The sequence below is a fragment of the Longicatena caecimuris genome, assembly GCF_004341945.1.
GTDB classification, from domain to species: Bacteria; Bacillota_I; Bacilli_A; order Erysipelotrichales; family Erysipelotrichaceae; genus Longicatena; species Longicatena caecimuris.
On the sequence record NZ_SMBP01000034.1, the window covers coordinates 1 to 13519 of the forward strand.

General features: G+C 39.0%; 9 protein-coding genes. All 9 read left to right on the plus strand.

All coding sequences use genetic code 11. From position 1 onward, the window contains the following. The first annotated feature begins 334 nt into the window (after positions 1-334). The 9 genes from EDD61_RS13355 to EDD61_RS13395 all read left to right on the plus strand — a co-directional run bounded on the left by EDD61_RS13355 (position 335) and on the right by EDD61_RS13395 (position 13367). On the plus strand, positions 335-1636 hold the full coding sequence (locus EDD61_RS13355) for an SIR2 family protein (protein WP_132225793.1): 1302 nt from the start codon (positions 335-337) through the stop codon (positions 1634-1636). 495 nt (positions 1637-2131) lie between these two features. Then, the gene (locus EDD61_RS13360) at positions 2132-2803 is read left to right on the plus strand and encodes an ankyrin repeat domain-containing protein (protein WP_132225795.1); all 672 of its coding nucleotides are present in this window, start codon (positions 2132-2134) and stop codon (positions 2801-2803) included. A 12-nt stretch (positions 2804-2815) separates the two neighbouring features. Continuing rightward, positions 2816-4906 (plus strand): elongation factor G, encoded by a 2091-nt coding sequence (gene fusA, locus EDD61_RS13365; protein WP_132225797.1) that lies wholly within the window; start codon positions 2816-2818, stop codon positions 4904-4906. A 366-nt stretch (positions 4907-5272) separates the two neighbouring features. Beyond that, positions 5273-7105, plus strand: coding sequence for an ABC transporter ATP-binding protein (locus tag EDD61_RS13370; protein WP_132225799.1), 1833 nt, complete (start codon positions 5273-5275; stop codon positions 7103-7105). After that, a complete protein-coding gene (locus EDD61_RS13375; protein WP_132225801.1) occupies positions 7056-8882 on the plus strand; it encodes an ABC transporter ATP-binding protein in 1827 nt (608 codons plus the stop codon). Before EDD61_RS13370 ends, EDD61_RS13375 begins: the two co-directional genes overlap by 50 nt. A gap of 91 nt (positions 8883-8973) precedes the next feature. Next, a complete protein-coding gene (locus EDD61_RS13380; protein ID WP_132225803.1) occupies positions 8974-10113 on the plus strand; it encodes an ArsR/SmtB family transcription factor in 1140 nt (379 codons plus the stop codon). 31 nt (positions 10114-10144) lie between these two features. After that, positions 10145-11272: an N-acetylglucosamine-6-phosphate deacetylase gene (gene nagA, locus EDD61_RS13385; protein ID WP_132225805.1), complete on the plus strand. Its 1128-nt coding sequence runs from the start codon at positions 10145-10147 to the stop codon at positions 11270-11272. Between the two features lie 93 nt (positions 11273-11365). Beyond that, on the plus strand, positions 11366-12331 hold the full coding sequence (locus EDD61_RS13390; protein WP_132225807.1) for a P1 family peptidase: 966 nt from the start codon (positions 11366-11368) through the stop codon (positions 12329-12331). 397 nt (positions 12332-12728) lie between these two features. Continuing rightward, positions 12729-13367: an ECF transporter S component gene (locus tag EDD61_RS13395; RefSeq protein WP_117547186.1), complete on the plus strand. Its 639-nt coding sequence runs from the start codon at positions 12729-12731 to the stop codon at positions 13365-13367. Positions 13368-13519: the final 152 nt, after the last annotated feature.

Consider the following 13519-nt stretch of genomic DNA (forward strand, 5'->3'; position numbering starts at 1 on the left):
AGAAGTGCAGATGTAACAGTCGTGTTTGTACTTGGCAATATCAATGCCTACGTAATACATGATGAAATACCTCCTTTTGAAATAAGGGCTGTTGGTGATCACAGTTGTTTATTCGGACCTAATCTTGTACGAAATAAAACATCAAGTGTTATCTAACTAATCAAAGTTTGTAAATAAAAACTGTGGTCTGATTCTCCTTAAAATGGTCTACGCCACAAAAAAATAGATACAAATCCACAGCCCTAAGCTAATTATATAGCTTAATGAATTCCCAAGAAAGGAAGATATTATTTAATTACCTGTTTCTTGGGTAATTAAATAATACAAGAATACAATGATAACATTTGATAATCTGATCATCCCGACATTGAAAATATTGTATGAAATGAATAAAGAAATGAGTATTAAAGAAATTGATAAAGCATTAATTGCTTATGTTGGTGAAAAGGCTTGTAATTTATCACAAATGCACAATAGTAAACAAACGGAATTTTCCTATCGGGCAGCTTGGGCAAGAACATACTTGAAAAAATTTGGTCTTATTGAAAATCCCAAACGGGGTTGCTGGATAATAGCAAAAGACTATGATGGAGAGGATTTATCGGCAAAAGAAATCGTTGATGGTGTTAGGAGTAATCAAGTATATATGCCAGTATCAAAAATAGAATCCTTTGATATAGCAAAAAACAATGAAACCTACATAAATGACCTTTCAAAAAATTATAGAGAACACAATATTTGCCTGTTTTTAGGCGCAGGCTTTTCAATGGCAGCGAACATGCCTTCCTGGGAACAATTGATAGCTAAATTTTTAGTCAGTCGCTTTAAAGATGAAACAAACGAAGCAATTGCAGAAGAAGAGCTTAGCGATTTAATAGAAATAGCAAAATTGAATGGAGAGAGTTCTCCCATCATGCAAACTCGTTTTCTCAAACAAAATATCGAACCGGAAAAGTATATTGAATTGTTAAAAGCAGCTATCTATCAGAAGGAGGCAAATATTAATAACGCATTGTTTACGTCTTTAATCTCTTTGATCAGGGATGGCAATATTATACGTATAAAAGATATTATCACATTTAACTTTGATGACTTATTGGAAAAGAAGTTCAAACAAAAATCTATCTCATATGAATCATTTACACAAAAAACTTACCTAAATAAATCCAAAAACCATGATAAAAATAATGTGGAAATATACCACGTGCATGGATATATTGAAGAAGATATGTCACCTGATGAAATTGATTTGGATGATATCATTTTCTCTGAAGAAGAATATCACAAGGTATACAATGATCCCTTTAATTGGTCGAATATGAAACAAGTCAATGCGCTGCGTGAGAATATATGTTTATTTATCGGATGTTCATTGTCTGATCCTAATATGCGAAGATTGTTGGATATCGTCCATAGTAAATCAGCTACCAGACATTTTGCCATCATGAAAAAAGAAAATATTCAGTTACCACCTTCAATTGAAAAAGGTCAAAGATCGTATCAGTTATATGAGAATTTTCATTTACATAATCGAAATGATTATTTCAATAGTTTGGGAATTAACGTTATTTGGGTGGATGATTTTGATGAAATACCAGAAGTTTTGCGTAACATAAAAAATCATTATGAAAGATAACATGCGAGATCAGAAAAGAGAATGCACAGAATCCTGTAGAAATTATATTTGGTTTTGTTAGCATTAAACTTTTCATTATCTTCCTGTATCTTCTTTATTTACTTATTGCATCATACCCTTTCACCATCATCCGCATATGTCGAAACTATAGCAATTCTGTCAATAAAAAGATAGCAAACTGGCAAATTCAGCAGATAACTGGAAAGATTGGCATAAGGGAAAATGAAAGAATTTTCAACATGTAAAAAAAGACAAAAACCTTAATGAAATCGCTTGCAAAAAACATAAAATCGTATACAATATAACTATACTAGAAGTGAAGGAAGGAGCGTGAGTCACATGGTTAGAGAACAAGGTGTAGACAAAGCGCTCAAGGACGTACCTGTAGCAAGCAGGTATGTTTCAACATGGCATAAAATGGATGTAAAGTAATCGTGCTTTATGTCCGTTTTTTTATTCACTTACGATTCCATAGAATAAAAGGAGGAACTTAAAATGGATCAGAAATTCAACAAAGCATTTTGGGATGCATGTGCAAACGGTGACTTCGCAACCGTATGTGCAGAAATTAAAAAAGGTGCAGACATCAACTATCAAAACGGTGATGGCAGAACTGCACTGATGCGTGCATCAAAACGTGATTATAAGGACATTGTCCGTGTGCTGTTAGACAATGGCGCTGATGTAAACCTAGAAGATAATAAAGGGAAAACCGCCATTATGGGCGCAGCGAAAAAGGGAAATAAAACCATTTGTAAGAAACTGATCGAAGCAGGAGCTGATGTAAACAAAGCCGATGATCGTGGCAGAACTGCACTGATGCGCGCAGCTTTTCTAGGTCATGATCGCTGTGTGGAAGTATTATTAGATGCCGGTGCTAATATCAATGCCCAGGATGAAGTGGGAAGAACAGCATTGATGGAAGCATGCGTTGCCTTCAAAAAAGAAGTAATTCGCTTATTAGTTACCAGAGGTGCTGATGTAAACTTATGCGACAATAATGGTTGTACAGCATTGATGCGTGCTGCATATGGTGGCTATGTCAGCCTGGTAGAAGACTTATTAGCAAACGGTGCGGATAAAGATTTAATCGACAAAGAAGGCCATAAAGCTGTTCACTATGTTCGTGATGATTGCTTAGCTCAGCTTAAGCCGATCCTGAAGTAGGAGGATGACGGTATGAAAGACTATTTATCAAGCGAAGTTCGCAACGTTGTCGTTCTTGGACATACCGGCGTTGGTAAAACTGCTGTATTAGAAAGCATGCTGTACTTTACCAAAGCAAGTGATCGTTTTGGTGTTACCAGCGAAGGAAGTTCCTTAATTGATTATGACCCTGAAGAAATTAAACGAGGATTAAGTGTTTATGCATCCTTAGTACCAATTGAATGGAAAGACTGTAAGATCAACTTTATCGACACACCAGGTTATATTGACTTCATTCGTGGTGCTGAGGCAGGTATTGCGGTAGGCGACAGTGCCTTGATCGTCGTGGATGCCAAAGATGCTGTACAGCCAGGTACACAGCGTGCTTGGGAAGCAGCGCAGAAGCATGGTATTCCAACCATCTTCTTCGTAAATAAACTAGATGAAGAAAACGCATCCTTTGATACTGCCTACGCAGCTTTGCGTGATGCTTTCGGTAAGGCAGTCATCCCATTTGAAGTACCAATCATGGAAAATGGTAAGACGATTGGTTCCATCAACATCTTAAGAGATAAAGCTTGGTATTTTGAAGGGCCATTAGCTGATCCTGAAAAAGCGCAGCCGGTACCAGATGATATGAAGGATATCGTTGCTGAATATAAGAATCAGATCGCCGAAGCAATCGCCATGAGCGATGATGAATTGATGGAAAAATATTTCAGTGGTGAAGAATTCAGTGAGGCAGAATTGACACGAGGTGTACGCTTAGGTGTACGCAATGGTGAAATCCGTCCGGTATATAGTGGCAGTGCTACCCATACCGTAGGTATTGAACGTTTGATGGATCTGATTGTAAAATACTTCCCAACCTATGGTGAACATGGCAGCATCGTTGTGAGTGATTCTGAAACACAAGAACCGGTAGAACTGGAAACAAACGAAAAAGAATCCTTATGTGCACAGGTTTTCAAAACGATTGTCGATCCATTTGTTGGCCGTATTTCCTATATTAAGGTATTAAGCGGTGTGATGAGCAGTGACTCTGTGGTATACAATGCGACCAAAGAAAAACCAGAGAAGATCAGTACCATCTTCATTGTCAAAGGAAAGCATCAAACGGCTGTTGGTAAGCTGTTTACCGGTGATATCGGTGCAGTTGTAAAACTGCAATATACACAGACCAATGATACACTGTGTGAAAAAGGCAAACATTATCTGGTTGATCCAATTGCTTTCTCAGAACCAATGTTAGGCATGGCGGTCTTCCCTAAATCAAAGAACGATGAGGATAAGATGAGCAATGCGTTAGCACGTATGGTAGAAGAAGACCCAACCTTGCGTTTGGAAAACAATAAAGAAACGAAACAGACAATCCTGTATGGTATTGGTGATCAGCATATTGATGTTGTTTTAAATAAGCTGCAGGCGAAATATAAAGTAGAAGTACGCTTAGAAACACCAAAGGTACCTTATCGCGAAACGATTCGTAAAAAAGCAACCGGAGAAGGACGTCATAAGAAACAGTCCGGTGGTCATGGACAGTTTGGCCATGTCTTTGTCGATTATGAACCAAATCCGGATTCTGAAGAAATGGTGTTTGAAGAAAAGGTATTTGGTGGAGCAGTGCCTCGCCAATACTTCCCGGCAGTTGAAACTGGCTTACGTGAATGCATGGAGCATGGTATTTTGGCTGGCTTCAAGGTTGTCAATGTCAAAGCGACACTGTTTGATGGTAAGTATCATGATGTCGATTCCAGTGAAATGGCATTTAAACTGGCAGCCCGCTTATCGTATAAAGCTGGTATGGCACAGGCAAATCCAATCCTGTTAGAGCCTATCGTAGATATTACCGTACGTGTACCGGATGAATTTACCGGAACGATCATCGGTGATTTCAACAAACGTCGCGGAGCTATCATGGGTATGGATATGGTTGATGGTTATCAAGAAATCTCTGCACAAGTTCCACTGGCAGAAGTACAGAAATATCCAATCGAGTTGCGTGCTATGACGCAGGGCAGAGGCTCATATGTACAGAAATTCAATCGCTATGATCCGGTTCCCGCAAACTTAGCGGAAGGTATCATCGCTCAGCATAAGAAAGAGGAAGAAGACGAAAAATAAAAAGATTTTAAATTTCAAGTATCTGTATAATGAAGAGTGTATTTGATGCTAAGTCAAAGCACTCTTTTTGTATGTGAATCTACTTTGATAGTGATAGATACTCTTGTTTCTGAATGGTTAGATATGGATGAAGGAGGCTGCCTTTTCTAAGCTGGTGATATTTCGTTCCTTCAAATAGACATAACGGAAAGTGTAGAAATAACGACAGATGCTTTCAGCCCCTTTTACAAGAAATGACCATAAATTTATTTTATATCATCATGCAGATAAAAATTCATAGACGTATTACCTTGACAAATGTTCGATGTAAAACTATAATAACATCAAGATAGTTCGATATATAACGAACAATAAAGGGGAGATTCTATGAAAGTGATACTACGTGCTACGAAAGAAACGATGCAGCATATTGCGAAATATCGGCGTTCTTTATTCGTCATGATCATCTTTATTTGGATAACCGGTGTATTAGCTCCGTTTCTACAAGTTGTCTTACCGTCACTGTTTTTATATCTGATAGAAACACAGCAATCTTTTGCGACACTTATGGTTTATGCAGGTGGAATTTCGCTGTTAGTGGCAATTTTGGATAGTGCACATAACTATTTGATGCAAACCTATGATCCTAAGATGTATGTGATTAAATGTAAGCTGACATTGCGGTTATATGAAAAAGCGATGCATGTACCTTATGCGCAGGTGGAAGATATGGAGTATCGGCAGCTTTTGAATCGGGCACAGACAAATGGCATCGACAATAGTAGTGTTGGTTTTGAGCACTTTGTCAGAAATGGAATGGAGTTATTGATTGCAGTTACCGGCTTTTTTCTATATGCAATTGTATTTGGTTCCATGCAATTATGGCTTTGTGCTTTGGTTGTCACATTATCTTTATTAAGTATTTGGTTTATGAGCAAGGCGCAGGCGTATGAGCATGTGCGAAAGCAAGATTATGCGAAGGCAGATCAACAGCTTCAGTATTATCATCATGAAGTAAAATTGCCTGGAAATGGAAAGGATATTCGTATCTTTCATTTACAAGATTGGCTGCTTGCTAAGATTCGTTATTTTCAAAAGTGTCGTGTAGAAGTGTTACAGGAAGTAGAACGTAAATATTTATGGGCGAAATGGGGTAGTACCTTTTTATCAGCTGCCCGTAATCTGATTGTATTTGCTTTCTTCCTCCATGAATTAGTGAATGGAATGTCAGTATCCGTATTTGTATTTTATACAGGTGCCGCTGCTGCATTTTCTGGGTGGATCAGCAAGATCGTGAATTTCTATAATGAAACACGACGCGGTGCTTTGGGAATTATTGATTATGATACGTATATGGATTTACCGATTGAAGAAGAAGGCGCAACACTGAATGTGCCTGATGAGGATATGGAAATTGTGTTTGATCATGTGTCTTTCCGTTATCCGCAAGCCGAAAAGGATACGTTAACAGATATTAATTTTACTATTCATAAAAAAGAAAAGATTGGTATCGTGGGTAGTAATGGAGCCGGTAAAACAACCTTAATAAAATTATTATGTGGTTTATATACACCGACATCCGGGCGTATTCTCATCAATGGAATTGATATTAAAAAGTTTGCGAAAGAAGATTTATTTACCCATATCGCAGCCGTCTTTCAGGATTCCTGTGCGATGGCGTATTCGGTTAAGAAAAATGTAGCATGTAAAACAAAGGATTCCATTGATATGGATCTAGTTTGGGATTGTTTAGAGCGTTGTGAATTAAAAACGAAAGTGGAGCAGCTGCCATTGCAAGAGGACACATATATTTCTAATCAAATCAGTGAGAATGGTGTGCTATTTAGCGGCGGAGAGCAACAGAAATTATTGATGGCGAGAGCTTTATATCGCAAGGCAAATCTGTTAATTCTTGATGAGCCTAGTGCGGCTTTGGATGCTTTGGCGGAAGCAGCATTATATGAAAATTATGAACGCGCAGCGAAAGAGTGTACTTCGATCTTTATCTCGCATCGTTTGGCATCTACACGTTTTGCGAATCGCATCCTTTTATTTGATCAAGGACAGTTGAAAGAAATGGGAACTCATGAAACGCTGCTGCAGCAAGATGGCTTATATGCCAGAATGTTTGAGGCCCAGGCAAGTTACTATCAGGAAGGAGGGATGAAACATGAAAGCACAACTACAAGAAGCGTGGACGATCTTGCGCTTGATTCATAAACAACGTCCCTATGTTATATTTTATGGTTTTAGTGCTTCCTTGTTAAAAACCATTACTGCCTATCTTCCTTTGTGGTTTACTTCGATTCTCATAAATCTTTTCCTAGCAAAAACGGACACACAATCTTTATTTCTAAGCGTTCTGCTATTCGCATGCTGTATGCTTTTAAGTGAAGGTGGTCAATATGTTTTAGAATATCGTTTAAATATTGCGGTGAAGGAATTAGAGCTTGGTTTAGAAAAGAATATCAGTGAAAAGGCGATGTATCTCTCTTATGACAAATTAGAGGATAAAGATACCTTGGATTTAATTGAAAAAGCAAAGGCCGGATTTATGCAGAATGGTGGTATCCAAGTCATGATGGCTCAATTTTCTGCCTTGCTGGAAATTTGTTGCACAATGGTCATATCGTTTGGCTTATTGCTTTATTTGCTGAGTTGTCATGGTACAAACAAGGAGGGCATTCTAGGGTTCATGGATACTTTTTGGGCAGGTTTAGTACTCCTGATGTTATTATATGGCTATGCTTTGTTTGGTAAGTATCTATCAAAGGGGTTTTCCAAAGCAGGGATGAAGTTCTTTGATCAAAATGCCAAGTTAAGCCGAGAAAACAATTATTATAGCAGCGAAGTTGCTTTGAATCAGAAGATGGCAAAGGATGTGCGCTTGTTTCAGATGCAGGATACCGTATTAGAGGAAATGGCACAGCGCCAACAGAATTCTTTGAAATATTTTACGATCTTCAACCATCGCATTGCCATGCTTTTTTCCGAAAGTGTTTTCCTGGGAAATATGATGAATGGTTTCTTCTACATGTTTGTTATTTTAAAGGTCTATGTAAAATCAATACCAGTTGGGGATTTTGTGACTTATGCGGGTACAATAACGAAATTGAATGATGCTATCTCGACATTTCCTATTATTTATACCGATTTAATGATGTTGTTCCATTATATGTCTTATTATAATACCTTCTTACAGCTAGCTGATCAAAAAGAGGATAGTGATGAAATTAGCTTACAGGAAGATTCTGTGATTACGTTTGATCATGTGACCTATGCATACCCCGGCAGTAATCAGCCGGCATTGCATGATGTTAGCTTGACTTTAGAACCTCATAAAAAAACGGCAATCGTCGGTTTGAATGGTGCGGGAAAAACGACACTGATTAAGTTGTTGTGTGGTTTATATGAGCCTAGTGAGGGAACGATTCGCATTGACGGTAAGCCGGTAACAGCAAAACAATTAAGTGCTTTGCAGAATAAATTCGGTGTCGTCTTTCAGGATTTTGCATTATTTGCGGGAACATTAAAAGAAAATATCACCTGTACTCCTAATGAGAAGGATGAGGCAATTCGCGATGTATTGAATCGCAGTGGTTTTGCAAAACGTTTGGCAACCTTACCTGACGATATTCATACGATGTTAGGTGTGCAGGAAAATGGCATTCAGTTATCCGGAGGAGAAGCCCAAAAGGTTGCCATTGCAAGAGCGTTGTATGCCGATCGGCCTTGGATCATCCTTGATGAACCTACCGCCGCTTTAGACCCGCTTTCCGAAATTGAAATTTATACCCATCTGAATGAATTAATTCAAAATAAATCGGCTATTTATATTTCCCATCGCATGAGCAGCTGTCAATTTTGTGATGATATCCTCGTATTTGAACATGGAAATCTCATTCAGCGTGGAAGTCATGCACAACTTTTACAACAAGATGGTTTGTATCAGCAATTATGGACGGCACAAGCGGCATATTTTCAAGAAGCATCATAATATTAGAGAAAATGTTTACGGAGAAGTTTGTACTTCTCCTTTCTTTTATGAGATAATAAAAAAAAGAAATATTTCAGGAGATGATTTTATTATGACTACGGTAACAGTTGCCTCTCTTCATCCGGTATATGAATGTATGAATTTTTTAGAACGCAACTATCGCAAACAGGAAGAGGTCTATGGCGTAGTAGCCTATGATGCGCTATATGAAAGTCTTTCGAAAAAACATTTGTTTGATGAAAAACAGCTGCGCAAGAAAATAAAGGCGGCGATGGCATTACAAAAGAAAGTAATCAAGGCCGTGAAAATAACGCAGGAAGAACAGGATTTTTATTTTTCTCAATTTGAAAGCTATGAATGCTCGATTGCGAAAGATCTCTGTTATGCGTATATTGATTATAAAACAACTGATCTTACCATGTTGCGTGAACAAGCACTATCCCTTATGGATGCTTATGGACATCGGCCGTTTCAGATGATTTGTTGCAGTGATGATATTACTATGGAAAATCCAGAGGCTTTAGAAGAAGATTTTGATTTTATCGGCTATTTACGAAAACGTCAGGATCTAAGCAGTGATGATAAATGGAGAATGATCGAAGTATCCGCAGATGTACGTTATCATTTTCTGCATTTACTGGAACTTATGGAACCGGGAATTCGCATCCTGCAGGATGAAATCGAGAAATATCAGGATATTCTTACGGCATTTCAAGACTATGTGCAGACTACCATAAAGAAAGAACAAGCCTTAGGACATCCGATTGCGATACAGACATTTTGTTATGATGCTTATTTTGCGCAAGATCAAAGGCAAGAAGATATCACGATCATTCCCAGCATTGCCGAATTAAATGCCATTGGCTGGTTAAAACGTTCATTGATTGAAGCTGATAGCAGCATTTACATAATCGGGGTTTTAATGGATGATTCTTATCATCGTGATAAACATTTAAGTGCTAAGGAAGATTTATTACAGGGATTAAAAATATTATCAGATAACAGCAAGTTTGAAATATTGAAAGAGTTAAGGAAGCACACAATGTATGGACAAGAAATAGCAGATAAATTAAAGCTGTCAAAAGCGACGGTATCGCATCATATGAATGCTTTAAGTTCGGCGAATTTTATCACGATACGTGAAGAGAAGAAAAAAATATATTATACGATGAATGAAGATTATATACGCAACATGTTAAGCCGCATAGAAGAAGAACTGCTGGGTAAATAAGCAGCTATAACTTATAAAAAAGGAGAATACGATGAAAACCTGTATTTATAATGGAATACTCATGGATGGCATTCATAAAACGCAACCTGGTGGCCTTATCATCGAAGATGGACGCATACAATCAATTACGACAGATACCAAAAGTTTACCAAGTTGTGATATTATGCTGGATGCAAAAGGCCAATATATTTGTCCGGGACTTATTGATACCCATACCCATGGAATCGGTGGTTATGATTTTAATGATATTGCAAAGTTATCTTTGAGGGAAGTTGCTAAACAAGAGGCAAAAGAAGGCGTTACCGGTTTTCTAGCCAGCTTAGTCTGTGAAACGCATGAGGATATGAAGCAGTTACTTACCTATTATGAAGAACAAGAAGTGGATGGCTTTTTCGGTATCCACTTAGAGGGTCCTTATCTAAATCGCCAGCAAAAAGCCGTGATGAAGGAAGAATGCCTGCGGGATCCCATGTTGGAGGAATTTAAGGAATACTTGCACATTTCCTCAAAAATCAAATCAATGACAATTGCCCCGGAATTACCTGATGCTATGGAACTCATACGCTATGGTACAGCTCATGGTGTTGTCATGATGCTGGGACATAGTGCCGGTACGGCCCAAGATGTGCTAGCGGCAGAAAAAGCAGGGGCGAAAGGCATTACCCATTTATATAATGCAATGAGTCAGCATGCGCATCGTGCTCCCGGCATTGTCACAGGAGCTGTATTATCCAAGCTTATGTGTGAGCTGATTGTAGATGGTGTGCATGTGCATCCGGATATCGTACAGGCAACCTATAAGATGATCGGGGCTGAGCGTATTGTCTTAATAAGCGACGCAAATCCTTGTAAGCAGCTTCCCAAAGGTGAATATCTTTTCTCCGGCAAACATGTTTTGGTAGATAAAGATAAGGCCATTGTGAAAGAAAGTGGACGCATTGCTGGAAGTACTTTACGTTTGTGTGATGCTCTGCGTAATATGTGCACATATTGCGGTTGTCAAAAGGAAACGGCAATCGCCATGGCAAGTGCTCATCCGGCAGCTCTTTACGGCTGGAAAAAAGGACGTTTAGAAGTTGGCTATGATGCAGATATCATGATCATGGATGAGCAATTTCAAGTTCATCAAGTGCTTCGTCAAGGAATTCAAATTCAATAATAGTCTGTTTTATCAAGTGTTTTAAACAACAATCACAAATAGCATAATCAAAAACTTTTTATCCAATATCTTATCAAAAAGGAGGAAACATATATGAAGGAAATCAGTATTACCGATATCAAGGGTATTCAGATTGGGCAGGCAGAGGATGAAAAAGCCGGCACTGGATGTACCGTAATCCTATGCAAAGAAGGCGCAACAGCTGGCGTTGATGTGCGTGGAGGAGGCCCGGCCACCAGAGAAACTGACTTATTAAATCCCATCAATATGGTACAGCAGATTCATGCCGTCATGTTGAGTGGAGGCAGTGCTTTTGGCCTAGATGCCGCCAGTGGTGCCATGCAATATTTAGAGGAGCAAGGCTGTGGCTTTGATATGCAGGTGGCACATGTACCTATTGTATGTGGTGCAGCCTTATTTGATTTGTCTGTAGGAGATGCACATGTTAGACCGGATAAAAAGATGGGCTATCAAGCATGTGTGAATAGTGAATCACTTCCTTTTCAACAGGGAAATCATGGAGCTGGAACCGGTGCCAGTGTCGGTAAGCTTTTAGGCTTTGATAAAGCGATGAAAAGTGGTATTGGTATGTATGGACTCCAGAGTGGGGATGTGCAGGTAGCAGCGGTTACTGCCGTCAATGCTTGTGGCAATGTTGTGGATTATCAGACAAATGAACAATTGGCCGGTGTGTATCTAAAAGAGCTGCAGAAAATGATGAGCTATGAGGAAGCATTGGCGCAGATGGAGAATTTGCGTAAGCTGCAAGATGGCAATACGACGATTGCCTGCGTGGTGACAAATGCGAAGTTGGATAAAGCACAATGTACCAAAATTGCCGGTATTGCGCATAATGGTTATGCTCGCGCGATTCATCCAGTCCACACGATGAGTGATGGAGATACGATTTTTGTGCTTAGCACAAATGAGGTGGAAGTCATGCCGGATGTGGTAGGCATCTTAGCAACCGAAGTCATAGCGACATCTATACGCAATGCTGTGTTGCATGCCGAAGGAGCCTATGGGTTACCGGCACACAAAGATATCGTAAAAGAATAGAAGATAAGCAACAGTTTGTATGGAAGCAAAGGATACAAACTGTTTTTTTTATTGATCATCATATAAGAATATCCAAATGCACTGCTCATCCATGTAAAAGTCATTAATACGATTCATCTTTTATGCTTTTTTGATTGGAGCTGTCTTTACCGCGATTTTCACCGCAACTGTATACGAATCAAAGAAATTGACGCACATTCATCCTTAACGAAATCGCTTACATGACAAAATTTGGAAGATAAGCATTGTAAATCACAACAACTACGCCTATAATATCTTTGTTATCTGCTGAAAGAAGATGTTTTATGACGATCCAATGACGTCAACAAAATGGGACAACAACAGATAATACCTGAAAAACACTCGTATCCATAAGGAACGAAAGTAGGAGGAAAACATGAAAAATCATAAGACACAGTACATGGCGTTCATGGCAATGTTTTTAGCCATTGAAATTGCCCTCGTATTGACACCGCTGGGTTATATCCAGCTGGGCATCATCAGCGCAACGACGATGCATATTCCGGTCATCATTGCCGGTATCACCTTAGGCAAAAAAGCCGGTGCACAATTAGGCTTTGTCTTTGGCTTAACGAGTATGTTAAATGCAACCTTTCGCCCATTACCGACATCCTTTGTCTTTACCCCTTTTATCACCATTGGAGGAATGAGTGGAAATTGGACAAGTCTGTTAATTGCCTTTGTGCCTAGAATCTTATTAGGTTATTTGGCAGGACTGGTATATGAACAGTTACAGAAAAAGCAGGTCAATAACAATGTCAGCATCATTGCCGGTGCTTTAACTGGTACTATCACGAATACCGTATTGGTACTTGGTGGTATTTATCTGTTCTTTGGTGCTCAATATGCACAAGTCGCAGGTGTGGCTTATCAAGCATTGCTTGGCGTCTTGTTTGGCGTTGTGACAACCAATGGCATTGCGGAAGCAATTCTTGGTGCTATCTGCTGTTTGGTTGTTTGTAAAGCAGTTGCCCCAGCAACCCGCAAATTTAAACTAGCGGATTCTTCCATATAAAAGATCTAAATAAAGTTAAAGAAGTATATAAAGATATATGAGAGCCTTGTCCCAGGCTCTTTTTTCATGTGTGGCGGGCATGCCACATATCTAGGGTGAAAATCCCTCGGGGCGTAGTTATCGACGAACCCAAGAGCGACTTGCAAGTTTCA

Excerpts from the sequence above, each read along its gene's own strand:
- EDD61_RS13355 (WP_132225793.1), top strand. The coding sequence starts at position 335 with ATGATAACATTTGATAATCTGATCATCCCGACATTGAAAATATTGTAT.
- EDD61_RS13360 (WP_132225795.1), top strand. The coding sequence starts at position 2,132 with ATGGATCAGAAATTCAACAAAGCATTTTGGGATGCATGTGCAAACGGT.
- fusA (WP_132225797.1), top strand. The coding sequence starts at position 2,816 with ATGAAAGACTATTTATCAAGCGAAGTTCGCAACGTTGTCGTTCTTGGA.
- EDD61_RS13370 (WP_132225799.1), top strand. The coding sequence starts at position 5,273 with ATGAAAGTGATACTACGTGCTACGAAAGAAACGATGCAGCATATTGCG.
- EDD61_RS13375 (WP_132225801.1), top strand. The coding sequence starts at position 7,056 with ATGAAAGCACAACTACAAGAAGCGTGGACGATCTTGCGCTTGATTCAT.
- EDD61_RS13380 (WP_132225803.1), top strand. The coding sequence starts at position 8,974 with ATGACTACGGTAACAGTTGCCTCTCTTCATCCGGTATATGAATGTATG.
- nagA (WP_132225805.1), top strand. The coding sequence starts at position 10,145 with ATGAAAACCTGTATTTATAATGGAATACTCATGGATGGCATTCATAAA.
- EDD61_RS13390 (WP_132225807.1), top strand. The coding sequence starts at position 11,366 with ATGAAGGAAATCAGTATTACCGATATCAAGGGTATTCAGATTGGGCAG.
- EDD61_RS13395 (WP_117547186.1), top strand. The coding sequence starts at position 12,729 with ATGAAAAATCATAAGACACAGTACATGGCGTTCATGGCAATGTTTTTA.